The organism is Methyloprofundus sp. (genome assembly GCF_965251085.1).
Classification (GTDB): Bacteria; Pseudomonadota; Gammaproteobacteria; order Methylococcales; family Methylomonadaceae; genus Methyloprofundus.
Genome location: NZ_OZ252594.1, coordinates 1,622,067 through 1,647,660, shown reverse-complemented (window position 1 = coordinate 1,647,660; position 25,594 = coordinate 1,622,067). Strand labels below are relative to the sequence as shown.

Genomic DNA, 25,594 nt, shown 5'->3' with positions numbered 1-25,594 from the left:
GATGATACTTGATGCAAGATGCAAGAAAAGCCCATGAAAGTCCGCACTGTATGACTTTCGGAGCATTATGGGGCTTGTTGGAACAAATTTGTGGTACGAGGGTCGGAATCGAGCCGGCACTTCCGAAGAAACCGGATTTTGAATTCGGCGTGTCTACCAGCGAAAGATGCGTTTCGTTCCTTAACGCATCCTATATAACGCTCTTAACTTAATGGCTTTGGGAGCGCTATCCTTTTCTTTGGCTTGAATCTCTTTTTTCAATGAAAGAGGCCCCTTTACTTGCATAGGCATTTTCTACAGCTAGGCATTGCTAAAATATTATTATTTGATATATGGTATATTGTAGCCCAAACGAGAAAAGCAGGTAAAGCCATGAAAACAGCAACAATTAGAGCCAGAATAGAACCTGAACTAAAAGACAGTGTAGAGAACATTCTAATAAGCCTTGGTTTGAGCACTACTGAGGCTATTACACTGTTCTATAAACAAATTGAACTGAACCAGGGTTTACCTTTTAAGGTGGAGCTACCTAACAAAGAAACAATTGAGGCTTTAAACGATGCTACCCAAAGGCAAGGCTTGACTGAATGCGGCAATGCCCAAGATATGTTTAATAAGCTAGGTATCTAAGTAGTTACCTTTTTCTTAACTTTTTAAGGGGTGGTTTTGATTTAAAGGATACCCATAGATAACGGCCTTATTTATAACCGGTCATTTATTGCAAGTTACTTAATATTAGCTAATGCTTGCTGAATTGCCACCGTGGTTGGTGCATTATCATCATTTGCCATAATAAATAAACTCTGTGTTGTGATCTGACTATTAGCATGAGGGTTGGTTTCACACTGCCCTGTCTCACTATTAATATAAGCCACGGCAGTCCCCAGATCTTGCTGTATTAATTGACACACAATATCTTTCCAGCTGAGATTATTAATATTCACTTCATAACGTAAATACTGGTCACCTAATGAAGAAAATAGATTTTCTATAATTTGTTCCGACCCAGGTGCGACCAGACTTCGCACTAGCATTTCTGGATAGGCCCGCATAGGACGAATAATGACATTGGCGCCTGCTTGCTTAAAACGCTGGCGATTTTCATCGTCCACACATTCAGCTAATATCAGAACATCGGTTCTAAGCTGTAATTCTTGTAGACGATACAAAATATCAAAGGTACGGCTATCAGAGTCACGCTCATTTTCTTGTTTTGCTAGGATAATAATATATTTTGCTTGCGGTGCATTAACGGTAGCCAAATCTTCAGGGAGTGTTCCACTACCTGTGTAATGAATCAACCCGGGCATTTCTGATAGTTGACTGGGTAAGCCATTAGGAAATTGATTGGTTAAAATCTGTACCGTTTGTGATTGCAGCCCACTACTATGTCTTATATGCTTAAGCAATCGTACAAAAAACTGCTCACCTTGTTGCGAAGGTGTGTTGATCACTAATATATGACCTGACATATTCCACTCCCAATAGCCTTGCATTTTTTGAACTCTAATATTAGAACGATACTCAAAATAATCCCCTGCTGCTTTCGCTAAAATAAAAATTCCGCCTAAATACAATAATATGACTGTCGCCGTTTTCCCTTCCATAGTGGTTGCACTGATATCACCATAACCAGTAGTTGATAAAGTGGTAAGCGTCAACCATAAAGCATCCTGCCAGCTGAATGCTTCAAACACTGTCATGAGATAAACGTGCACAATAATAATGACCAGCAATAGTAAAGCTGATCGTATTAGAGAGAGCTTTAAAATATCATCTTTGAATGATAACTGGGTATTGCGTCGCCAATTAAGAAAACGATAAAAAAAATTCATTGTTTAATCTTGCTTAGCAGGCCATAAGGAATCAATTTTTCGTATTGGCAGATAAGCGCATAAATGTGCTTCAGTCCGCCCACCATCGAATACTCTAAATTCTCGGTCATCAGAAATCAACCAAGCAAAATCACAGCCCTCTTCACTGCCATCCACATGAGCTGGCAGTGACTTATCTCGATAATCATCGTCATAACGATAAGCCAAATCAAAGCCTTCCTGCCGCTATATGTCAACCAACCTGTCGCATTTTTGTGATATAAAACTTGCTACGCAAGTTCATGGGGGCTTTGCCCCCAAACCCCCAAGGTATTTAAGCAAGGGTAATGATATAATATTCTTACAGTACAGGCTGAGGAGCCGATGACTGTCAAGGGTAATGGGCGGCTTATGTCGCCGATTGCTTTACTGTTAACTTAAGCGATATTTTTCAACTGTAATTCGTTTTCTGCCGAGCTGATTTCATCCTTATCAGGATTCAGAAAAACAGTTTTTATAGGGTCTAAATTCCTTGTGTTACGCCCATTCCAGCGCTCAGGATGACATTCCTTCGCTTGCTCGATAACACTCTTTCTCTTCTCTAGAATTGCACTATCTAAGTCCTTATGGCGTTGATTAGGTGTTACATATTTAATCGTACTGTGTTGATGCTCATTGTTATACCAATCTACAAACTGTTCCACCCAGTGCCTTGCTTCGTGTAGGTTGACAAAGGGGGCTTCTGGAAAGGTGTAATGGTATTTGACCGTTTTAAATAGAGACTCCGAATAGGGGTTATCATTACTAACACGTGGCCTGCTGTACGATGGACTGATTTCCAGATCTATCATTTTTGCTCTTAACGTTGCACCTTTCATCGGGCTTCCATTGTCGGAATGAATTACCAACTGGTTTTTATCTATTTTTTCTCGGTAGACAATATCTTCTATTAAATCAGCAGCATGAGAACTTGATTCACAATCATGAGCCTGCCAGCCAACTATTTTTCGGCTATAAATATCCATCACCATATACAAATAATAGTACTGTCCCTTTACCGGGCTTAATAAATAGGTAATATCCCATGAATAGATTTCATTGGCTGCAGTCGCTTTTAGTGACCGGGGTTTCTTGCGCTGAGCTGCTGTCCCTTTACCTCTGTGTTTAAGTAGATTATGCGCCTTCATTACTCGGTAAAATGTTGATTCTGATGCAATATAGTGACCTGAATCTAATAAAGTAGGTACTATTTGATAAGGGGTTAACGTGCTATATTCTGGCAGGTTAATGACCTTTAATATTTCTTGCGTAACGGCCTCTGATAGCTTGTTGTGTGCAGGGGTATCATTATAAATTCTTTGGTCTTCTGATAATTTCTCACCCTGATTCCATCGTTGATAAGTACGGGCAGTAATGCCAACAAGCTCGCAAGCCAGCTGTTGTCTTGCTCCATTTTGTACCGCCTCATTAACGAGTGCACAGTATTGTTTGCGATCTGGGTAGGAGATTAATCGACCTCCGTTTCCCCCCAGATCGCTTGGCACTTTTTTGATAACACCAGTAAAGCCGCCGTTTCAGAGAGAGCTCTGTCCTTACGATTGAGCTCTTTCTGTAGTCGTTTATTTTCTTGTTTGAGTTTTTTTTGTTCCTGCCTGGAGGTAGAATTAGATGCTTGATGTTCTGATAAAAAATCTGATTTCCATTCCTGAACATGATGCGGGTAAATTCCATTTTCTCGGCAGTAAGAGCTAAGATGCTCATCGTTCAGGCCGTGACAGTCCATTACAGCCTCAAGACGTTGTGCTTTAGTCCAGCTCTGTGGGCTTTTTTCAGTTGACATATTTGTTTCAGGATTTTCTAGTTTATTTTCCTTGGCTAATCGGATCCATCTTTGAAGTGTTGAATAACCAATATGTAAATTATCGGCAATATCGTGAAGCGTTTGTTCGTCACGTTTGGATAATGCTTTTTCTACAGATTGTACTTTAAATTCTTGGCTATATATGGCCATTTCTGTCTCCTAATATTAATTTTTACAGGCGACAGGTATGTTGACATAGGGGGCTGCCGATATTTTTTAGTCACCCAGCCAACTAATTCTAGCGGTAAATCATTCATAGCAACCGTGGCTTTTAAGTGATGATTAACACCTGAATCAGGATCTAAAATAGAGGTAATATCGTCTTCAGAAAAGACCTCAAGCAAGGTTTCTGGATAAACCTCTAAACTCAATTCAATCGACTCATTATCAACCACTCGCAACCGGGTATTACTGTCGACATCATCTAATTGAAAATATATACGCTTATGTTTATCTCCCCCTAAATCTAAAGTCCAAACTTTAGAGACCTGAAAACTTTTATTGCTTAACCCTGATTGACTCATCAAAGCAAATTCCACCATATCACCTACTAATAAATCTCGTGGATAATCTAATTGCCGTGCAGCCGTCTGTTTTTCTTTAAATCGGTCAAATAATCCCATGTTATTCCTTCATTGTGTATAGATGCCCATTTCTTTTTGCCAATCAGGAAAAAATAGCAGAAAAAATAGAAGAGCATTCGGGGTCACACAGCATTCGTAAACAGCATTCGGGGGCTTTGATTTATGACTATATCTCAACCAGTGGCATTGTTAAGAATCATAAAATAAAGGCTATGTCACCGTTAAGTGTGGAAAAATACAATCCAATTTCTTAATGCCCTAAAACACAAGGCTTGAGGCAGAATTCCACTGCCTTTATAAGTCCTTAAAATAATAGCAGTTTTCTAAATTCCACACTTAACGGTGACATAGCCTAAATCAAAGGCCCTTTTATCCTGCTGTAGGTAAAGATATCATTATCGAGTACCGATTTGATAAAGTGCCCTTAGCGCTTGCACTTACTCAGGGTTTGTTTAAAGATGGATTGGATTTCGATAGACTTGCTGTTTTACGTGGTACAGGCTCACTGTGGATAAATAATCAAAAAGTCGCCGAACAAAAATTGGAATACCCCATTTTTGCCGTTTGGGAAGGCTTGGATATAGGCAGAGATCAAATTACTTCTGTTTCCCCCGAATATCAATCACCCTATAGCTTTAGTGGCACATTGAAATCATTATCTTATCACCTAGACTAGACTATGCAATTAAGCATAGTTTGATGAAAAGCTCTCACCACAAGATTGATTTTTTAGGTTAAAGCCTAGCATTGCGCATGATTTTCTTCATATCCCTTACTGCTGTTTCCAGGCCTGATATAACTGCCTGAGCAATTAATGCATGTCCGATATTTAACTCTACCATCTCAGGTATTTTACAAATATCTTCAACATTGTATAACGTTAAACCGTGGCCTGCATTAACCTGTAAGCCAGCGCTGTGGGCATAACTTGCAGCTTGCTGAATACGCTCCAGTTCAGCTTTGCGTTGCTGTTCATTAACGGCACCCGCATAACGGCCAGTATGTAATTCTATAACGGGTGCACCCGCGCTAACAGCGGCATCAATTTGCCTTTCATCAGGATCGATAAAGAGAGAGACTTGTATATCAGACTCAACCAGGTGGGCACAAGCATGCTGCATTTTAGTAAGACTTGAAGCAACATCTAAGCCCCCTTCTGTTGTTAGCTCCGCTCTTTTTTCAGGTACCAGGCAACAAGCATAAGGCTTAACTTTGCTGGCAATATCAAGCATTTCATCGGTCACGGCCATTTCGAAATTTAAGCGGGTATGAATCATCTCTTTTAACAGGAACAAATCCCGGTCCTGCATATGCCGGCGGTCTTCACGCAAGTGAGCAGTAATACCATCGGCTCCAGCCTGTTCTGCTATGAGTGCTGCCTGTATTGGTTCTGGGTATTGTGTGCCCCTTGCCTGTCTTAATGTAGCAATATGGTCAATATTGACCCCTAATAGGATGAGTTGTTCTTGCATGATTCTCTTTGTATAAGTTTTGTAATTAAGGTACGGCTTTTCAGTGGCTTACCTTGCAGATAAAAATCTATCACCTGGCGCATCAATCGTTTTGCTTCACTTAACTGACGTGTATCACTATAGTTTCCTTGTTGCATGGCAATTAAAGTCGCACCAAGGATATTCCCTTGGGCATTTACCGTTGCACCCTGCTGTATATCGTATTGATAATTTTCAGTTGCCTGAATGGTTTGGTGTGTCAGGTAATCTATTTCTAGTTGTAAGCCATAGCCTAAAGCTTGAAGTAGTTGAATTTCAAAGGTACGTAAAGCAGCTTCAATTTCCTGGCTGGTTTTTAACTGCTGTAAACAAACTAGGTAATGCAGGAATACATCAGGGTATGGCTCTCCTACAGGAATAAAGTGTCTAAGTAGTTCATGCAAATAAAAGCCGCAGTAGGTATTAAGCCCGGGAAGTATTGCATCTGAATGGCCGGTTTCCACATGAGTCAGGATTTTAAGGTTACCTGAGCCTATGTAGGTAATATTTAAGGGGATAAAGGGTCGTAACAAACCCAGATAGGATGATTTTTGGCGCTTAACGCCTTTTGCTATCAAAGCAACCCGACCAGATTCGCGGGTAAATACATCAATGATCAGGCTACTTTCCTGATAATTCTGCTGATGTAATAAAAACCCCGCTTGCAGGTTTTGCGGCATAAGGGAACCCCTATATATTCTGTCTGAGCAGGTATGCGTTTAAAATGTTTGAGAACAAGGCGAAGATTGCAGTTAATAGCAAGCTATTAACAAGATTTTCAACGCAGTTATCGAATATTTTAAACGTATAAATGCCAGTCATGAATTAATAGGGGTGCCCTTTAACTTAGGGAGATGGAAAGAAATAATCATCCAGAACAACCAGGAGAAATGGTCAAAAACCATTTCTCCAACGATGGCATTCGGTCAACAAACTGATAATACGTCTTCATTGCTTTTTTACCTACCTTTACTCCTGTTTCATATATTTTTTCTGTTAATTTAACAATAGGTGCTTTGCCATTGTAGGTCATACTTTTGGCAAATTTTAAAGTTGTTTCAACTGTATCCATTATGTCGCCACTAATATGATTTTCATAGGCTCCCCATACTCGTTCAATTGGGTTATATTTACTATGATAAGGAGGGTAGTAGGCCAGTTTTATCTTTATGTTGCTTTTTTCAGCAAACTCCACAAGCCTTTTTATAAACTGAGTTCTGGAGCTACTGTTCTCCATACCATTGTCAGCGTTAATTGTCAGAATATCTACTCCATATTTTTCTTGAATTTCTGGCCAAATTTCTTCCAATCGGTCAACGATGAAATCACTGCTGGCATAGCCTGCTGTAAAGAAAAGGAAAAAATCATCATGTTCAGGCAGATAAAAACCAAAAGGAGTTAACTTTTCCTTAACATCTAAATCATGATCCTCTGCTTTTGTTAAAACCCGATTTCGTCCTCCCCGTGAAAAATTTCCTATATTCATTCTTGCTTTGGCATCAATTGATATACGAATCTCTTTTGGGTTGATATCTGCCATTCCATTGACTGAATGAACTTGTTCAAAAATTGCATCCGTTTCCTTGATTTTCTTATGAGGCTTTGTTTTTTGTACCTTTTTTGGATGGTAACTCAGGTCATTTAATTTTGTATTGATAGTTTTTGAGCAAGGTAATGTTTTTTCATCGTAATAATCAATCTCCAGTAAACGTTTTCTAACTTCTTTAGCCGTTAGCCGGGTATATAATCGACAGGAATTAAAAGAGGGATCCGTTTGACACTCCGGTTCAGCAATTTTTTTTATGTCATCAAGTAGATGAGGAAAATGCTCTTCACTTTTATTACGCCCTCTCGCTGAAAAATTATCTTCTATGGGCTGAGTTTCAAGTTCATATTGTCCTTTTCGGATAGTGCCTCTATTCCATCCTAGTTTTTCTTCAGCAATACTTGCACCACCTGAGCCTAGTAGCTCCACCGTTTCAGCCATGAATATACGACGTACCGAGCCTTTTAAACGATGGGCTGTATTTATAATCCAACCTATAATGCTATCTGTTAATATCAACAAGCTTATCTGCCTAGTGTGAGAATAAATTCAGAATTCATTATTATAAATTATTGAGACACAAGCTTACTTCGTTTGGATGATTATTTCTTTCCATCTCCCTTATTCTTTAAAGCCCAGGCTTTGTAAAGCGCGCTCATTATCAGACCAGCCAGATTTTACTTTGACCCAGAGCTGTAAATAGACTTTAGAGCCAATTAAATTTTCTATATCTTTTCTAGCTTCCATACCGATGCTTTTTAGAAACTCGCCATGCTTGCCAATCACAATATTTTTCTGCGTTTCACGCTCTACCCAGATCAAGGCATAGATTTTTGTGATATGTGGCAGTTCTTCATATTTCTCAATTTCCACCGTCAGCGCATAAGGTAATTCATCTCCCAGGCGGCGGGTTAATTTTTCTCGAATAATTTCTGCTACTAGAAATCGTTCGGGTCGGTCGGTAATCTGATCTGCAGGATAGATAGTTTTGCCTTCAGGCAATAACTGCATAATTAGATTATCCAATAAATCCAGATTAGTCTGCTTTAAAGCCGAGATTGGCACAATCTCTTTAAAAGGATATTTTTCCTGTGCATCGGCAAAAAATGCAAAAATATCTTCCTTATTTTTGACTCGGTCAATTTTATTAACGGCGAGAATAACGGGAATCCCTGCTCGTTCTAGCTTTTTAAAAATGATGTCATCATAATCCTGCCATGCTAAACCATCAATAAGCCATACCACCAGGTCTACACCTAATAAAGTGGTATCTGCAGTTCTGTTGAGATAGCGATTAAAGGCTTTTTTATTACTCTCATGCATACCAGGGGTATCCATATAAATAGCTTGGCCTTTATCACTGGTTTTAATCCCTAAAATCTGGTGTCGCGTCGTTTGCGGTTTACGTGAAGTAATACTGATTTTCTGACCTAATAAATGATTCATTAGGGTAGACTTGCCCACATTGGGCTGGCCTATAAAGGCAACATATCCACAATTCATTTTGAATTCCTGGCAATTTGTTCAAGCATAAGTTCGGCTGAGTGTTGTTCGGCTTTTTTTCTGGAGAAGCCACTGCCAACATATTTTTTGTCGAATAAGCTAATAGCACATTCAACTTTAAATGTTTGCTCATGTGGCAAACCAGATTGACTGGTAAGAGTATAGCTGGGTATGTCTAACTGCCTGGCTTGCATATATTCTTGCAAGCGCGTTTTGGGGTCTTTTTGCCAATTATCCAAACGTAGGGCAGCGATACGTTCGGCGAATAATTTTAGAACCCAGGTCTTACAGTTCTCTACACCTTGATCTATTATAATTGCGCCCATAATCGCTTCAACTGCATCGGATAAAATAGAGGCACGCCGGTAACCGCCACTTTTCAGTTCACCTGAACCTAGAATTAGATAATCACCAAAATTATGCTGGCGTGCCAGTTCAGCCAAGGACTCCTGATTTACCAGGCTAGCTCTAAGTCGGCTTAAGACACCTTCTGGAGCCTGCGGAAATTTTTCAAATAATGCTTCTGCTATAACAAAGCCTAAAATAGAATCGCCTAAAAATTCCAGTCGTTCATTATTTTTTGCTCCCATACTACGGTGCGTCAATGCTAAAGCAAACCTTTCGGGCTGATTAAAGATCAGGCCTAATTTTTTGCTTAAAAGCTCAGGTTTTTTGGTCACTTAGTACCTACTTCAATGGAGTCATCAAAATCCACCCAGACACTTAAATTACCAATAAACGGCTCTTTTACATGATAGGCAATCTGAACTTTTAAATAACCACCTCGAGAGGTAATTTTTACATCCTTCTTTTTGACAGTATAAACATAGTTCATATTAAATTGCTTGGCAAGTGATCTCCAAACTTCAGTCTTGCTTTTTTTCTCTATATCCGTACGGTTTTTCAGGGTTTCCAGAGCATGGACAACTTTACTGTGGTTCATATAAATAGGACTTACTTTTAATACAATTAAAGTAAAAAATGCAATTAATCCCAAAATAAGAATCATGGAAATCAGAGTGATTCCTTGCTGCTTTTTATGCGTAGTATGCATGTTACCCCCCCCCCCCCCTCGCTTATTGAATAATAGTACCAATGCGACTAAAACCTATACCGGTATTTTCCCAGTCCCAGTTCATCCAGATAAAAAAAGCGCGCCCCACCAGGTTAGCTTCAGGTACTGTTCCCCAATAGCGGCTGTCATTACTATTATCGCGATTATCTCCCATTACGAAATACTGCCCCTTAGGGACAATAAAGGTACCTTTTATATTCGGCGCATGTGGATTGATTAAAATTTCATGTTCGACTGGTAGTAAATCTTCCTTTATAAGTTCAGCTCCATCCATGGTTTTTCCCTGCCCCACTCCCTGATAGACCCCTAATGAAACCTGCTTCATAGCAATACCATTGATGGTTAATTTTTTATCTTTATAAGTAATACGATCGCCAGGTAAACCTATCACTCGTTTTATATAATCCACTGCAGGATTTTTTGGATACCGAAAAACCACGGCATCGCCACGTTCGGGTTCATTCATTTCGATTATTTTTTTATTGATAACCGGGATGCGTATTCCGTAAGTGAATTTATTGACTAGAATAAAATCTCCAATCAATAAGGTAGGCATCATTGAGCCTGAAGGAATTCGAAAAGGTTCGGCAATAAAGGAACGCAGGATAAATACAATTAACACGACCGGAAAAAACGAGCGTGCATATTCAACTAAAAGAGGTTCATTGGCTTCAACATATTCAGTATTACTGCGTTTGAGATAAAATAAATATCCCCCCCAGATAATGCCAGTCACCACGCTTGCTGAAAATAAAAAAAACGAAAAATCAAAATTCATATCTGTGTTCTACCTTAAGATTCTTTATTAACTTGTAAGACAGCCAAAAAGGCTTCTTGCGGGATTTCAATATTGCCTACTTGTTTCATACGTTTCTTTCCTGCTTTCTGCTTCTCTAATAGTTTTTTCTTGCGGCTAATATCTCCGCCATAACATTTTGCGGTAACATTCTTGCCCATTGACTTAACAGTGGAACGAGCAATAATTTTTCCACCAATAGCGGCTTGAATCGCAACTTCATACATTTGCCGCGGAATTAACTCTTTCATTTTCTCAACTAATTCACGTCCGCGAGTCTGGCTTAAATCTTTATGTACAATAATCGAAAGTGCATCGACTCTATCACCATTAATCAAAACATCTAATTTAACCAAAGCCGCTTCATCAAAGCGTTTAAACTCATATTCAAAAGAAGCATAGCCCCTGCTAACGGACTTAAGACGGTCAAAGAAATCCAGTACTACTTCACTTAAGGGGAGTTCATAATGTAATGAAACTTGATTACCCATATATTGCATATCGACTTGAACACCCCGTTTTTCAATACACAGGGTAATGACGCTCCCCAAGTATTCTTGAGGAACCAGAATATTCGCTTGAATAATGGGCTCTCGAATCATTTTTATGGAACCCACATCGGGTAAATTGGCCGGATTATCAACATATAATACCTCGCCTTTATTGGTTTCGACTTCGTAAATAACGGTGGGTGCTGTGGTAATTAAATTGACATCATATTCGCGTTCCAGGCGCTCCTGTATGATTTCCATATGCAACATGCCCAGAAAGCCACAGCGAAAACCAAATCCTAAGGCTTGGGATGATTCCGGTTCAAATTGCAATGCAGCATCATTTAAACGCAATTTATTGAGTGATTCGCGTAAATCTTCGTAATCATCAGAACTCACTGGATACAGCCCGGCAAAAACTCGTGGCTGGACTGTCTTGAACCCAGCTAATGCCTTGGCACATGGATTACCAGTCAGGGTAATCGTGTCACCTACGGGTGCGCCAAAAATATCTTTAATAGCGCCGACAACAAAACCTACCTGCCCTGTTTTTAATTCTAGTGTATCGAGTCGTTTAGGGGTAAAGATGCCAATTCGTTCGGCAATAAAACTGTTCCCCGTGGACATAATGGTAATTTTTTGCTTCTTACGTAAACTTCCATTAACAATTTTTACTAACGATACAACACCTAAATAATTATCAAACCAGGAGTCAATAATAAGCGCCTGTAATGGACCGTCTATATCGCCTTCAGGTGGAGGAATAACATGCACAAGTTCTTCTAAAACTTCAGCAACCCCCAAGCCTGTTTTAGCACTAATTCGCAAGGCTTGTTCTGCCGGGATACCAATGATGTCTTCAATTTCTTTAATGACTTTTTCAGGGTCCGCTGAAGGCAGATCAATTTTATTTAACACGGGCATAACTTCCAGGCCTAGTTCAATAGCGGTATAGCAATTAGCGACACTTTGCGCTTCAACACCCTGTGCTGCATCAACAACCAGAATAGCCCCTTCACAAGCGGCTAATGAACGCGAGACTTCATAAGAAAAATCGACATGCCCCGGTGTATCAATAAAGTTCAGCTGATAAGTTTCACCGCTTTTTGCGGTGAAATTCAGAGTGACACTCTGCGCTTTAATAGTAATCCCTCGTTCTCTTTCTATATCCATAGAATCGAGAACTTGCTTATTCATTTCACGGTCAGATAGGCCATCGCATAATTGAATAAAGCGGTCAGCTAACGTTGATTTCCCATGGTCGATATGAGCAATAATCGAGAAATTTCGTATATGTTGTAAATCCATTGTGTATAAATAAAAAAGGTGATCGGCAACAAGCTTATAAGTATCTGGTCGCTATTAAAACAAGTATTTTAGCAGAAGCCTGCATGACAAGTGCTAGAATTAAAGAAGTCGTCATCAAGCACTGAGCACACAGTCAAATTTATTGAGTGTCGTCGCAAGGTCTTTTCTGCTAATTAGCGTCACAGGAATTAGCAGCTCAGATTGTATCAGCCCTCGCTGGATTAATGATTCCTGCTCCACATAGATTTGCTCAATATCATAAATTTCCAAAGATCGATAAATCGCTGCAATATCCTTACACGCGATCTGTTCATTGCGCTGATTTTTATAGAAATGAAAAACAGCGTCATCTAGTAGCAAGAGGCTTACTGATTGATCAAAAGCAGCGGTAATTAACACCTGATCTAGAGCTTCCTGTATTTTCAGCCCCTGGTAAGCATCTGTTTGCATAACAAACAAAAAAGAACTCACTGATGTTCGCTCATATTATTATTAGATAAATAACTTGAGGCACTTACATTGACGCTATTCAGTATTAAAAAAGCACCTAGCTCCATCATCGCTTTGCGATAAACTTTACGCTTAAAGTAAACGACCGATTTTAAAGGCTCCCAATATTCCACCCATTGCCAGTCATCAAACTCAGGTTTGTTATGGAAATCCAGAGCGACTTTTGAATCATTCGCGACGAGTTCCAGCAAATACCAGATCTGTTTTTGGCCCACACATAAGGGATGGGAATTACGTCGAATATACTTTTCGGGTAATTTATATTTTAACCAGTACCGTGTACGGCCAATTATTTGCACATGCTTTGCATCTAGGCCCGTTTCTTCCTGGAGTTCACGGAACATTGCCTGTTCAGGATCTTCCCCTTTTTCTACTCCACCCTGAGGAAATTGCCATGAATTGACACGTGACCGCTTTGCCCAAAAGACATGTCCCTGCGCATTACAAAGGATGATGCCGACATTGGATCGGTATCCTTTTGAATCAATCATTGTATAAAACCTATTTATTTCTGTTCGCGGTAAGACCTCTAGTGATAAAATCTATACTCTTGAACTTATAGGAACCCTACTTATTCGGTTCCTATGCATTACTTGTGCGTCCATTGTTCCATAAATACCTAAGTGATGCTATTGACTAATTAAAAATTGACCAAAAATGAATTTACCATGGGCTTAGCACTCTTTGATCTTGACAATACCCTGCTTGCTGACGATAGTGATTATCTATGGGGGAAATTTTTAGTTGACCAGAAAATTGTTGATGCAGACTATTATGCTCAGGAAAATAAACGTTTTTATGAGCAGTATAAACAAGGCCAATTAGATATTCTGGAATTTCTGAATTTTTCTTTAAAGCCGTTGGCTGATAATTCTATTGAAGATTTACATCATTGGCGGACGCAATTTTTGGCGCAAGTAATACAGCCCTTATTATTGAAACCCGCACAAGAATTAATCAACCACCATAAACAACGTGGTGATACCTTGCTGGTTATCACTGCAACTAACCGTTTTGTTACCGAACCTATCGTTAATCTCTATGGTATTCCACATTTATTAGCCACCACACCCGAGTTGGTAGGTGATCGATATACGGGGAAAGTGGTAGGCACCCCCTGCTTTCAGGAGGGCAAAGTGACTCGCTTGAAGCAATGGTTGCAAGAAACGGGACATAACCTCCAAGACAGCTGGTTTTATAGTGATTCGCATAATGATTTACCCCTTTTAAAACTGGTTGATCATCCGGTTGCCGTCGACCCGGATGACACACTTAAGCAGCATGCCGAGAAAAAAAATTGGCCAGTCATCAGTTTGCGGGAAGAGCAAATGCCAGTACACCATTTTAAATAATGCTTTATTGAAGAATGTCCATTGTTAACGGTTCTTAAACAAGCTAATTCTTTTTAAGTTATTTACTGGACATTAGTGGCGTAGCTGATTATTATGAAATATTATTGCCTATGGAAAACTACACTCTCTCTATTAGCGCTAATTTACTCAGCTCTCAACCAGTCTAATTAGCAGATTTAACTTAAAAAAAAACAATAACAGTTTCCGTGAAAAAGACCTTTAAAGCTTCTCCTGGTTCACCCTATCCTATGGGTGCAAAATTAAAACGCGACGGTGTCAATTTTTCCATATTCAGTCGCCATGCAACGTCTGTTGAGCTTTTACTCTATGAAAACGCCGATAGCCTAGAACCCATTCAGGCTTTTCATTTAGAAAGCCGCATTAATAAAACATTTTATTCATGGCACATTCTAGTACATAAAGTACTTCCCGGCACATGGTATACCTGGCGCATGGATGGCCCGGATAACACGTCAGAAAGCGGCTTACGCTTCGATAAAGAAAAGCATTTACTTGACCCACTAGCTCGGGTAGTGAGTGATAGATTATGGAATAGAGGTAAAGCCTGTCTACCCGGCGATAATGGTCATACTGCCATGCGCAGCCTAGTTGCCGATGAAAGTTATGACTGGGAAGGCGATACACCCTTTTCATTTAAAAGCGAAAATGCCATTATTTACGAGTTACATGTGGGCGGTTTTACGCGTAGTGAATCATCGTCTGTAAAAAAACCCGGAACTTTTTCTGCTCTGATCGAAAAAATCCCCTACCTGAAAGCCCTCGGTATCACCCATGTTGAACTCTTGCCCATTATGGCGTTTGATGAACAGGATATTCCGCGAGGAACGGCAGCCCTTGGCTTAAAGAATTACTGGGGCTACAGTACCCACAGTTTTTTTAGTCCGCATCCCGGCTTTTGTGTCACTCCTGAAAAAGGCACGCATATTCAAGAGTTTCGTGATCTGGTAAAAGCCCTACATAAAGCAGAAATTGGAATCATTATGGATGTGGTTTTTAATCACACATCTGAGGCAGGAGCTGATGGGCCGGTAATTAATTTCAGAGGCATAGGCAGCAGTATTTTTTATCATCTGGAAGAGCACGATAAAAGTAAATTTCGTGATTACACCGGTTGTGGTAACACGGTTAATGCAAACCATCCCGTGGTCGCTAACTTTATTATTAGTTGCCTGGAATACTGGGTACGAGAAATGCATGTCGATGGTTTTCGCTTTGACCTGGCAAGTGCACTTGCTCGTGGTCAGAATGGTGAAGTACTTCAAGATCCGCCCGTTTTATGGGGCATCGAACTCTCGGAACAACTCGCTAAAACCAAGTTGATTGCTGAAGCATGGGATGCAGCCGGCCTGTATCAGGTGGGTAGCTTTCCAGGCTACCGCTGGGGAGAATGGAACGGTAAATACCGCGATAGCATGCGGCGTTTTATTCGTGGCGATAGAGGCCTAACAGCGGAGGTTGCGACACGGCTTTGTGCCAGTAGTGATCTGTATAAACAACAAGACCGCTTACCCATTAATAGCATTAACTTCATTACTTGCCATGATGGGTTTACCCTATATGACATGGTTAGCTACCACCATAAGCATAATCTTGCTAATGGCGAAGATAACCGTGATGGTGGCGACCACAATATGAGTTATAACTGTGGAGCAGAAGGCGCAACGGATGATGCCAATATACTAGAGCTACGTAGAAAACAGGCCAAGAACAGTATCGCTATCTTGTTATTAAGCCAGGGTGTGCCAATGCTACTCGCGGGTGATGAAGTGCTTAACACCCAAAATGGCAATAACAATGGCTACTGTCAGGATAATGAATTAACCTGGTTTGACTGGAGTTTAACCAAAAAAAATGTAGATATGCTGCAGTTTGTGCAGCAAATGATAGCATTACGTAAACGCCATACCTCACTAATGCGCCGCCGCTTCCTTACCGGTGAATGCGCTCCCGGGCGACATATCCCTGATATTCAGTGGCATGGCGTGGATCTAGGAGCACCACAGTGGCTAGACTCTGAGTCACAGGTTCTAGCATTCACTCTTGCGGGCTTTATAGATAATGAAGCTGATTTGCATGTCATCTTAAATATGTCAGAGAATGAGCTCGACATGCAATTACCCATAGATGAAGATCGTAATTGGCATCTGGCTATTGATACTGCTTTAAACCCTGTTCTGGGTATTATCACACCCGAAAATCAGATCCCTTTAGGCGAAAACAAGTATTCAGTGCCATCAAGGTCAGTGGTTGTGTTTGAAGGAAGATAGTAACTTATCACTGGTTTGTTTTTTCAGTTAAAAATGATGAAAACAAAACCTAACCGCAGCCGCTTTTTGTGCAGTAGAGGTGAATCATAAACATACTTTGCGCGTTACGGTTACGGATGCGGAGAATTAACGACCACGTTTGAGAAGCGTGGTCGTTAATTTCTATCTTAAACCTAAAAAATCAGTTGCCCACAATTTCTAGTACAAGTTGTTAATTTCACAGCACTTAAAAATAATACCCACTTAAGCTATGGGTAAAGCTAAAATTTTTTTAAAGTGTCACCTAAATCCTGCAAGCATTATACATAATAATCCACAAAACTCCTTATTAAACAATGATATAATATCATTTTCCTGATTTCACTATCTCATTGTTTTAATGAAGCCCTCTAAAGTATCAAAATCCTCATCTCACGTAAGAAACCGTACCCGAACGGTAAAAATGACATCTACAGCACATGGATTGACAAGCCAGGCGGGACTGATTCCCGTCGTGAAATATTTAGACAGGATAGGTTTTGAAAAAACCGTAAAACAAAGCGTTCCACATCGGCGGGGTGAAAATGCAGACCATCACTTATCTGATGTGGTTCTATTGACGTTGGTTGGCATGATGGGGGGAGCAACATCAATGGCAAAGGTGACGACCGTATGGGCAGATAGCGTACTGCGCAAAGTAGCTGGCTGGATAAAGATTCCTGTTGAAACCACAATTTTACGGATCTTTAAAGAAGTAAGTGATAGGCAGATAAGCCAGTTTGAAACGCTCACGCATACTTTGCGTGGTCAACACTGGCGGCGATTGCTTCGTTCCGGAAAATCGAAAACTGGCATACAATCCGTCCAGTGGGTCGATGTCGATTCAACTGTGGACACCGTTTGTGGTCGACAAGAAGGAAGTGCCAAAGGCTTCAACCCCAAAAAGAAAGGTGCCCGTTCATACCATCCACAACTCGCTTTTCTAGCGGAAACAAAAGAAATTTTACAAGCCTGGTTCCGGACAGGCAATGCCTTTACAAGCAATGGTGTTGTAGAATTTACCAAACAGTTACTTGCACACTTGCCCAATCGGATGCGCATTATTTTTCGCGGTGACAGTGGTTATTTTGTCGGTGATTTGCTTGAATTTCTCGATACCAGAGGGCATGGGTATCTAATAAAGGTTAAACTTAAGAATTTGAACGCATTGCTGGCCAAACAGGCCTGGACAGCCATACAAGGCCGACCCGGTTGGGAGCAGAGCGAGTTTCAATATCGTTGTGGTGGCTGGTCTCGCTCTCGTCAGTTTGTCGCGGTCAGGATAAAGCAACCTAAACAAGTGACAGGACCTCAGTCCGAGCTTTGGGATACGGCAGAATATGACTATTTTTGTTATGTAACAACTGAACCTCTATCGCCTTGGCAAACACATAAGAAGTATGGTGAACGAGCGACGTGCGAAACATGGATTGAAGAAGCAAAATCACAAATGGGTTTAGGTAAAATCAGAACGAATCAATTTCTGGCTAATGCCGCATTATTTCATTGCGCCGTTCTTGCCTACAATACCGTGCGCTGGATGGCTCAATTGAGTGGCAACAAAACGTTGTGCCAATGGGAGCCGGATACACTTCGTACTTATCTGATTCGGGTGGCTGGAAAATTACTCACAGGCAATAATCAGCTGAGAGTCAGAACACCTGCAGATCCGCTCTATCCACAGGAATGGGATGATTGGGTTAAGGTGGGGTTACTCGCTTAACATTAACCGAAGTTAAGTCACTTTGATTAAAAGGTCATGGCACGTTGGCAGGGTGTTTATTGCCTTGGGCTCGGGGGATATCCATACGATACAAAAAATTTCCTCTATTTATGATTTAAATCTGGATATTTTGATCGGTTGGACAAAGAGGGCTGGCAAAGCGGCAGTAAAAACCTAATAACCACTTAGCTAGACAGGTTAATGAGAGTCAAAATATGGGCTTGCAGGATTTAGGTGTCATATTAATTCAATAACTTGCACTATAAATCCGCATTCAACCGATTTTTCTAGGTTAAAGGCTATCAAGGGAAACATTAACCATGTAAAATTGAACGATTTATTTTCAAATATACAGGTAAGTTATAAGTGGATTTTAGAGGTACAACAATTCTTTCTGTGCGTCGCGGCGATAAAGTCGTTATTGGTGGTGATGGTCAGGTTACCTTAGGTAATACAGTCATGAAGGGTAATGCGCGCAAGGTACGTCGCTTATACCATGACAAAGTGATAGCAGGATTTGCAGGAGCTACTGCCGATGCTTTTACGCTATTTGAGCATTTTGAAGGGAAACTAGAAAAGCACCACGGCAACCTTACTCGTGCTGCAGTGGAAATGGCTAAAGACTGGCGTACTGAACGCGCGTTACGCAAACTAGAAGCATTGCTTTCCATTGCAGATAGCAAAACCTCGTTAATTATTTCAGGTAATGGTGATGTAATTGAGCCTGAATATGATCTTATTGCCATCGGCTCAGGTGGTCCTTATGCGCAATCAGCAGCTAGAGCATTGCTGGAAAACTCTGATTTAAGTGCTCGCGAAATCGTCGAAAAATCTCTTAATATAGCCGCTGACGTCTGTATTTATACCAATCACAATTTACGTATCGAAGAGCTAGACGCCGAGCCAAAGGATTAACGCAGATGACACAAATGACTCCCAAAGAAATCGCACACGAACTGGATAAGCACATTATTGGCCAGGCTAGTGCAAAACGTTCTGTTGCTATTGCCTTACGTAACCGCTGGCGCCGCGCCCAGGTTACTGGCACCATGCGCGATGAAATCACGCCGAAGAACATTCTTATGATCGGCCCAACAGGGGTTGGTAAAACCGAGATTGCACGCAGACTGGCACGACTTGCGAATGCGCCTTTTATTAAAATTGAAGCAACAAAATTCACTGAAGTAGGTTATGTCGGCCGCGATGTCGAATCCATCATACGGGACTTGGCTGAAACTGCCTACAAAATGACCCGCGAAACAGAAATGGAAACAGTACAGCATCGAGCCATGGACGCTGCTGAAGAAGAAGTGCTGGATATTTTGCTGCCTCGTGCCGATGGAGGCATGCTCTCAGAAACCGAGCAGAGCACACGTCAAAAAATGCGCAAAAAATTACGCGAAGGTGATTTTGATAGTAAAGAAATTGAAATAGAAATACAGGCCTCTCGTGTTGGCGTTGAAATCATGGCTCCTCCTGGCATGGAAGAAATGACTAACCAGTTACAGGGCATGTTTCAGAATCTTGGTAGCCAAAAAACCAAAGATCGTAAATTACCTGTCAAGGATGCACTTAAATCATTAACCGAAGAACATGCCGCTAAATTGGTTAATGAAGATGAAATCAAGTTATCAGCAGTCGAAGCGGTAGAGCAGCAAGGTATCGTTTTTCTGGATGAAATCGATAAGGTTTGTAAACGCTCAGACTCGGGTGGTGGTGATGTTTCGCGTGAAGGCGTGCAACGAGATTTATTGCCATTAGTTGAGGGTAGCACTGTTAGCACCAAATATGGCATGATTAAAACCGATCATATTTTATTTATCGCTTCAGGTGCTTTTCACTTAACCAAGCCCTCCGATTTGATACCTGAATTACAAGGCCGCTTTCCTATTCGTGTTGAACTGGATGCCTTGAGCACTGCAGATTTTGTGCGTATTCTCACAGAACCTGATGCCTCTTTAACCGAGCAGTATCAAGCATTACTGGCAACCGAAGGCCTTAATCTTACCTTTACTGAGGCTGGCATTCAGCGTATTGCCGAACTGGGCTGGGAAGTAAATGAGAACACTGAAAATATTGGTGCCCGACGTTTACATACTATATTAGAGCGCCTGTTAGAATCAGTTTCCTTTGATGCACCTGATTTAGTTGATAAAAATATTGTGATTGATGCAGATTATGTTAATCAGTATCTTTCTGAATTTGTTCAGGATGAAGACTTAAGCCGTTATATACTATAATTATGCGTATTAAAGCAGAAGAGATTGATACTCACCCTACGGAAATAAAATTACACAAAGTTTCACGTATTCTTGAAGTTAGCTTTGCAGATGGCAAGACCTTTCACCTACCCTGCGAGTACCTGCGTGTATTCACACCATCGGCTGAGGCGCTCGGACATGCGCCAGGGCAGGAAATTTTACAGACTGGAAAGGAAGCAGTCTCGATTGAAGACATAAGGCCGATTGGTAATTATGGTATTTCACCTGACTTTAGTGATGGGCATAGTACTGGCATTTATACCTGGGAATTACTGTATAAACTGGGTAATGAATATGATGTAATCTGGACTGACTACCTGGAAGAATTAAAAGCTGCCGGGCATAGTCGCGTTGAAATTGCAAAAAATTAAACACATAATAAATAATCAATTTGTAGGTTGGATGAGATTTTTTATTGCGCAGCATTAAAAAACGAAATCCGACATGTCAGGGTGCTCCGACATGTCGGGATGCTCCAAGATGTTGGATTTCGTTATCTGCGCTATGCTAGATAATCTCATCCAACCTACGTTTAGTAGATTAATTACAATATATTACAAAGATCAAGGCGGGTTACAAAACCAGCCTCAAATATTCAAGATAAACTTATGACAACTGAAAACACCACCCACTTTGGTTTTAAACAAGTCGCTGAAGAAGATAAGGTTAATCTGGTGCGCGGAGTTTTTGACTCTGTTGCCAGTCAGTACGACATTATGAATGACTTGATGTCTCTGGGCATACACCGTATCTGGAAACGTGTTGCCGTGCAGTTAAGCAATGTACGTGAAGGCGATCATGTATTGGACTTAGCGGGTGGCACGGGTGACTTAACAACCCTTTTTGCTAAGCGCGTCGGTAAAAATGGCAAGATTGTTTTAGCCGATATTAACTCTGAAATGTTACGCACGGGTCGGGATCGTTTAATTGACCGCGGGCTGATTGAAAATATCACTTATGCCCAGGTTAATGCAGAGTGCCTACCGTTTGAAGATAATAGTTTTGATTGTGTTTGTATCGCCTTTGGCTTGCGTAATGTAACCGATAAAGATGCCGCTTTACGGTCTATGTATCGTGTATTGAAGCCTGGTGGGCGGGTTATTGTTTTAGAATTTTCTCACCCGATCGACAAAATCACTGAAAAGGTCTATGATTTTTATTCATTCAAGCTACTCCCTAAAATTGGTAAGTTCATAGCAAAAGATGAAGACAGCTATCGTTATTTAGCAGAATCAATACGCATGCACCCAAAGCAGGATAAACTAAAATCTATGATGCAGGAAGCAGGTATGGAGCGTTGCGAGTATTTCAATATGTCACAGGGTATCGTTGCAGTACATAGAGGCTATAAGTTTTAACTGTTTCAGCTCTCTTACTTACCGGTTAGTAACGCCATAGGGTGTCTCTAAAGCGCCACCCTACCCTACTCTTTTCCCTCATGGTCAAATAATGACGCTCAAACCTCTGCTTATAAACGCTTTCGAAAACGCACTGAATAAATACCTGAGTCTTGATGAAGATGTGGCAGTTTTTTTACAGCCACTTATAGGTAAAGTTATTGCTGTTAATATTCAGCCTTTTAATGAAACAATGTTTCTTTGCCCGAATAGCGACAATATCCAGATCATCGATCATTATGTGGGGGAGGCAGACACGACTTTAACAGGAACACTACCCGCGTTTGGATTAATGGGGCTAAGCTCTACTCCGGCACGTTCTTTTTTTTCTGGTGAAGTTTCGATTACAGGTGATCTAAGTATAGGCCAGCAGTTTCAATGCTTATTTCAGCAGCTAGACATAGACCTGGAAGAACAGCTTTCTCACTACACTGGTGATGTACTGGCACATAAAATAGGGCATTTTTTTCGTAATGCCAAGCTATGGCACCAGGATAGTTTGCACACGGTGCAACTCAATATCAGTGAATTCCTGCAGGACGAAACGCAGGACTTACCACCCGCTCCTGAGGTCAACATACTCAACCAGCAAGTCGATCAGCTAAATGAAGATTTTGATCGACTGAACGCACGATTAAACCGTTTAGATTCTAAATTAAATGAACAGCAGGCTTAGGACCCTATCGTGAAACACCCAAAACTGATATTAAGAATAATACACATTAACTGGGTATTAATTACTCACGGACTGGACGACCTGATTCTGAAAACGCATTTATTCAGGCCGCTACGATTTTTAGCTGTTTTCTCACCCAATTTCTGGCGCAAAACTGATTTTGGTGCCCGTGGCGTACGAATTCGTAGAACGCTAGAAGATTTAGGCCCCATTTACGTTAAATTTGGCCAGGCTCTTTCCACGCGTAAAGATATATTACCGGATGATATTGCTGATGAACTAGTCAAGCTACAAGATAAAGTCCCGCCTTTTTCTAATCAGCAAGCACGCGAGGTGATAGAAAAAGAATTAGGTATGTCTATCGACACTGCCTTTGCGGAATTCTCTGCCAGCCCATTAGCCTCTGCGTCTGTAGCACAAGTCCATGCGGCTGTTTTACACACTGGCGAGCAAGTCGTTGTCAAAGTATTACGCCCTGATGTAGAAAAATGGATCCACTCAGATATAGGCTTACTTTACGAACTTGCTTATTTTGCAGAAAAATTCTGGGATGATGCCAAACGTCTGCATGCCAAAGAGATCGTTGCTGAATTTGAAAAAACCTTACTCGACGAGCTGGACTTAATCAGAGAAGCAGGGAATGCATCTAAATTACGACGCAACTTTGAAAATTCCGAAGCGATTTATATACCAGAAATTCATTGGGAATTTACACGTAAAAAAGTACTGGTTATGGAGCGAATTTATGGTATCCCGGTGGGTAATATCGATGAATTACGTGAAAACAATGCCGATTTCAAACTCCTGGCAGAACGGGGTGTAGAAATATTTTTTACTCAAGTTTTTCGAGATAATTTTTTCCATGCTGATATGCACCCGGGTAATATATTTGTGGAATTGCCCGGCAAATATATTGCCGTCGATTTTGGTATAGTCGGTACCCTGTCTCCTTCTGATCAGCGCTATTTAGCAGAAAATTTCCTGGCTTTTTTTAACCAAGATTATCGCCGTGTTGCAGAGATGCATCTCGCTTCGGGCTGGGTTCCAGCGGATACTCGAGTTGAAGAATTTGAATCAGCGATACGCAGCGTCTGTGAACCTATCTTTGATAAACCGCTGAAAGATATTTCCTTTGGTCTGTTATTACTGCGTTTGTTTCAAACCGCACGCCGCTTTGATATGCAAGTCCAGCCACAGTTAGTCTTACTGCAAAAAACCTTATTAAATATCGAAGGTCTGGGGCGTCAGTTGTACCCGGATCTGGACTTATGGCAAACCGCCAAGCCATTTCTCGAAGACTGGTTTAAAGAACGCTTAAGTCCTAAAACGAAAATCAAACAAGCGCTGCAGAAGTTTCCTGAATTAGCAGAGAAATTTCCTGAAATCCCCTCTTTGCTTTTTCAGGTGTTAGATGATGCAGCGCATACGGGCGAACGTGCTGACCGGCAATCGCAACAATTAGAAAAAATGCGCGCACAAATACAAGATAATCAGCGCAGCACTCTATATGCTCTCTTAGCCAGTGCAGCAATGATTTGTGTCGCCATATTGTGGTCATAAATGTTAATTAATTTCATTCCCAAAGCAGAAATTTCGGCAAAAGAAAACCTGGAATGGCTGTTTATTCTTAGGAATTTAATGATCGGTGGCGAGTCACTATTATTATTAATTTCTATTGATATCTTAAAAATTCAGTTACATCAAGATGCGCTATGGCTCACAATTATAGCTATTGGTTCAGTCAATCTCTATACCTGGATGCGCCTGAAAACCGACACACCTGTTTCGGAAATGGAAATATTTTCGCAATTAGCCATCGATGTGTTTGCGATTGCAGCCCTGTTATATTTAACAGGGGGGGCAACCAACCCCTTTACCTGGATTTTTTTGCTCCCGGTCATTCTTACCGCCATTATTCTCCCACATACCTATACCTGGTATATGGTGATATTAACGACGACTCTATATACTTTTCTGATACCCTACCATGCAACATTGACGACTGTTGAACCGCATTTAATGCATATGGACATGGCGAGTATGTCTGAACAAATGCATACCATGCAGGATGAGGAATTCTTTAATTTTCATATCTTTGGTATGTGGTTTGGTTTTGTCTGTAGTGCCGGGCTAGTGGCTTTTTTTGCCCTGGAGCTGTCCAATACCATTAAGGCGGGAGAGCGAACTCTTGCAGAAGCGCGTGAAAGAGCATTGCAAGATGAACGTATTATTTCCTTAGGCACTTTGGCAGCGAGTGCCGCGCATGATATGGGCACACCTTTAGGCACGATGGCCATCATTGCTCATGAATTAAAAGATGAATATAGCCAAGAGGTACATGCAGAGTTGCATGATAAAATGATTATCATTCAAGAACAGATTGATCGATGCAAACAAGCGCTCTCCGTTATGTCTGCCTCGGCTGGTGAATCACGAGCTGAATCGGGGCATATTACAATGCTCTGCGATTATCTGGATGAAGTGTTGGTACATTGGCGTAGCCAGCAGCCTGGGGTGAAGTTAAATTTGCATATCAATCCATTAGCACCAATGAATCAGTTTATTTTAGCAGATCTTACCCTAAGCCATTCTTTAATAAACATATTAAATAATGCTGCAGAAGTCACTGATACAGAAAAAGGCATTGATATCGCTATCAACCCTTGCACAGTGAAGAACTTTATTGGCTTAAGAATACGTGATTATGGCCCAGGCATACCAGAGAAACTCATTGATAAAATAGGTAAAGCTCCCATTGCTGGAAGTAAAGAAGGTTTAGGTGTCGGGTTGTTCCTTACTTATTCTACTATCGATCGATTGGGCGGCAAGATTGATATCAGCAATCCCTCTACGGGTGGCGCTTGTATTGATATTATTTTACCGCTAGTGGAACCTAAATAA

At 40.9% G+C, this 25,594-nt stretch carries 26 protein-coding genes; 12 read left to right on the top strand and 14 right to left on the bottom strand.

All coding sequences use genetic code 11. The features are described from left to right. Positions 1–372: 372 nt before the first annotated feature. Positions 373–630, top strand: coding sequence for a type II toxin-antitoxin system RelB/DinJ family antitoxin (locus ACQY3F_RS07525; protein ID WP_428354263.1), 258 nt, complete (start codon positions 373–375; stop codon positions 628–630). Between the two features lie 95 nt (positions 631–725). Here ACQY3F_RS07525 and ACQY3F_RS07520 read toward each other — a convergent pair whose 3' ends face one another. The 4 genes from ACQY3F_RS07520 to ACQY3F_RS07505 form a co-directional block, all read right to left on the bottom strand. Then, complete coding sequence (locus tag ACQY3F_RS07520; RefSeq protein ID WP_428354262.1) at positions 726–1,835, bottom strand: ion channel; 1,110 nt, start codon at positions 1,833–1,835, stop codon at positions 726–728. Positions 1,836–1,838: 3 nt separating this feature from the next. Continuing rightward, complete coding sequence (locus tag ACQY3F_RS07515; RefSeq protein WP_428354261.1) at positions 1,839–2,042, bottom strand: hypothetical protein; 204 nt, start codon at positions 2,040–2,042, stop codon at positions 1,839–1,841. Positions 2,043–2,251: 209 nt separating this feature from the next. Beyond that, a protein-coding gene (locus tag ACQY3F_RS07510; protein ID WP_428354260.1) for an IS3 family transposase occupies positions 2,252–3,825 on the bottom strand; the annotation gives its coding sequence in 2 pieces (ribosomal slippage) (positions 2,252–3,351 and positions 3,351–3,825; 1,575 coding nt in all). Beyond that, positions 3,786–4,298, bottom strand: coding sequence for a hypothetical protein (locus ACQY3F_RS07505; RefSeq protein ID WP_428354259.1), 513 nt, complete (start codon positions 4,296–4,298; stop codon positions 3,786–3,788). Before ACQY3F_RS07505 ends, ACQY3F_RS07510 begins: the two co-directional genes overlap by 40 nt. Before the next feature lie 379 nt (positions 4,299–4,677). On the opposite strand from ACQY3F_RS07505, the gene ACQY3F_RS07500 reads away from it, so the two are divergent. Beyond that, the gene (locus tag ACQY3F_RS07500) at positions 4,678–4,935 is read left to right on the top strand and encodes a hypothetical protein (RefSeq protein ID WP_428354258.1); all 258 of its coding nucleotides are present in this window, start codon (positions 4,678–4,680) and stop codon (positions 4,933–4,935) included. Between the two features lie 58 nt (positions 4,936–4,993). Here the strand turns inward: ACQY3F_RS07500 and pdxJ are convergent, their stop codons facing one another. The 10 genes from pdxJ to ACQY3F_RS07450 form a co-directional block, all read right to left on the bottom strand. Beyond that, complete coding sequence (gene pdxJ, locus ACQY3F_RS07495) at positions 4,994–5,731, bottom strand: pyridoxine 5'-phosphate synthase (protein ID WP_428354257.1); 738 nt, start codon at positions 5,729–5,731, stop codon at positions 4,994–4,996. Further along, a complete protein-coding gene (gene recO / locus ACQY3F_RS07490; RefSeq protein ID WP_428354256.1) occupies positions 5,707–6,429 on the bottom strand; it encodes a DNA repair protein RecO in 723 nt (240 codons plus the stop codon). Before recO ends, pdxJ begins: the two co-directional genes overlap by 25 nt. Before the next feature lie 188 nt (positions 6,430–6,617). Continuing rightward, positions 6,618–7,814, bottom strand: a complete 1,197-nt coding sequence (locus ACQY3F_RS07485; RefSeq protein ID WP_428352931.1) for an ISAzo13 family transposase — start codon at positions 7,812–7,814, stop codon at positions 6,618–6,620. A 102-nt stretch (positions 7,815–7,916) separates the two neighbouring features. Then, the gene (era, locus tag ACQY3F_RS07480) at positions 7,917–8,798 is read right to left on the bottom strand and encodes a GTPase Era (protein WP_428354255.1); all 882 of its coding nucleotides are present in this window, start codon (positions 8,796–8,798) and stop codon (positions 7,917–7,919) included. Continuing rightward, a complete protein-coding gene (rnc, locus tag ACQY3F_RS07475) occupies positions 8,795–9,478 on the bottom strand; it encodes a ribonuclease III (protein ID WP_428354254.1) in 684 nt (227 codons plus the stop codon). The genes era and rnc overlap by 4 nt, the downstream gene beginning before the upstream one ends. Continuing rightward, on the bottom strand, positions 9,475–9,852 hold the full coding sequence (locus ACQY3F_RS07470; RefSeq protein ID WP_428354253.1) for a DUF4845 domain-containing protein: 378 nt from the start codon (positions 9,850–9,852) through the stop codon (positions 9,475–9,477). Before ACQY3F_RS07470 ends, rnc begins: the two co-directional genes overlap by 4 nt. A gap of 22 nt (positions 9,853–9,874) precedes the next feature. Then, entirely contained in the window at positions 9,875–10,651 is a 777-nt protein-coding gene (lepB, locus tag ACQY3F_RS07465) for a signal peptidase I (protein WP_428354252.1), read from the bottom strand. A gap of 14 nt (positions 10,652–10,665) precedes the next feature. After that, positions 10,666–12,468, bottom strand: coding sequence for a translation elongation factor 4 (lepA, locus tag ACQY3F_RS07460; protein ID WP_428354251.1), 1,803 nt, complete (start codon positions 12,466–12,468; stop codon positions 10,666–10,668). A gap of 114 nt (positions 12,469–12,582) precedes the next feature. Further along, positions 12,583–12,939, bottom strand: coding sequence for a sulfurtransferase complex subunit TusC (gene tusC, locus ACQY3F_RS07455; RefSeq protein ID WP_428354250.1), 357 nt, complete (start codon positions 12,937–12,939; stop codon positions 12,583–12,585). Further along, positions 12,936–13,469, bottom strand: a complete 534-nt coding sequence (locus ACQY3F_RS07450; RefSeq protein ID WP_428354249.1) for an RNA pyrophosphohydrolase — start codon at positions 13,467–13,469, stop codon at positions 12,936–12,938. Before ACQY3F_RS07450 ends, tusC begins: the two co-directional genes overlap by 4 nt. A gap of 177 nt (positions 13,470–13,646) precedes the next feature. On the opposite strand from ACQY3F_RS07450, the gene ACQY3F_RS07445 reads away from it, so the two are divergent. The 10 genes from ACQY3F_RS07445 (at position 13,647) to ACQY3F_RS07400 (ending at position 25,594) form a co-directional block, all read left to right on the top strand. Beyond that, the gene (locus ACQY3F_RS07445; protein ID WP_428354248.1) at positions 13,647–14,330 is read left to right on the top strand and encodes an HAD family hydrolase; all 684 of its coding nucleotides are present in this window, start codon (positions 13,647–13,649) and stop codon (positions 14,328–14,330) included. A gap of 206 nt (positions 14,331–14,536) precedes the next feature. Continuing rightward, positions 14,537–16,618 carry a glycogen debranching protein GlgX gene (glgX, locus tag ACQY3F_RS07440; RefSeq protein ID WP_428354247.1) on the top strand — a complete coding sequence of 694 codons (2,082 nt, stop codon included), beginning with the start codon at positions 14,537–14,539 and terminating at the stop codon, positions 16,616–16,618. A gap of 379 nt (positions 16,619–16,997) precedes the next feature. After that, positions 16,998–18,359, top strand: coding sequence for an IS1380 family transposase (locus ACQY3F_RS07435; protein WP_428352972.1), 1,362 nt, complete (start codon positions 16,998–17,000; stop codon positions 18,357–18,359). A gap of 366 nt (positions 18,360–18,725) precedes the next feature. Continuing rightward, a complete protein-coding gene (gene hslV / locus ACQY3F_RS07430) occupies positions 18,726–19,274 on the top strand; it encodes an ATP-dependent protease subunit HslV (protein ID WP_428354246.1) in 549 nt (182 codons plus the stop codon). 5 nt (positions 19,275–19,279) lie between these two features. Continuing rightward, on the top strand, positions 19,280–20,599 hold the full coding sequence (gene hslU, locus ACQY3F_RS07425) for an ATP-dependent protease ATPase subunit HslU (RefSeq protein WP_428354245.1): 1,320 nt from the start codon (positions 19,280–19,282) through the stop codon (positions 20,597–20,599). Positions 20,600–20,601: 2 nt separating this feature from the next. Continuing rightward, positions 20,602–20,991: a gamma-butyrobetaine hydroxylase-like domain-containing protein gene (locus ACQY3F_RS07420; RefSeq protein ID WP_428354244.1), complete on the top strand. Its 390-nt coding sequence runs from the start codon at positions 20,602–20,604 to the stop codon at positions 20,989–20,991. Between the two features lie 237 nt (positions 20,992–21,228). After that, positions 21,229–21,978 (top strand): bifunctional demethylmenaquinone methyltransferase/2-methoxy-6-polyprenyl-1,4-benzoquinol methylase UbiE, encoded by a 750-nt coding sequence (ubiE, locus tag ACQY3F_RS07415; protein ID WP_428354243.1) that lies wholly within the window; start codon positions 21,229–21,231, stop codon positions 21,976–21,978. 91 nt (positions 21,979–22,069) lie between these two features. Continuing rightward, on the top strand, positions 22,070–22,693 hold the full coding sequence (locus ACQY3F_RS07410) for a ubiquinone biosynthesis accessory factor UbiJ (RefSeq protein WP_428354242.1): 624 nt from the start codon (positions 22,070–22,072) through the stop codon (positions 22,691–22,693). 9 nt (positions 22,694–22,702) lie between these two features. Continuing rightward, on the top strand, positions 22,703–24,253 hold the full coding sequence (gene ubiB, locus ACQY3F_RS07405) for a ubiquinone biosynthesis regulatory protein kinase UbiB (protein WP_428354241.1): 1,551 nt from the start codon (positions 22,703–22,705) through the stop codon (positions 24,251–24,253). Next, positions 24,254–25,594 (top strand): ATP-binding protein, encoded by a 1,341-nt coding sequence (locus tag ACQY3F_RS07400; protein ID WP_428354240.1) that lies wholly within the window; start codon positions 24,254–24,256, stop codon positions 25,592–25,594.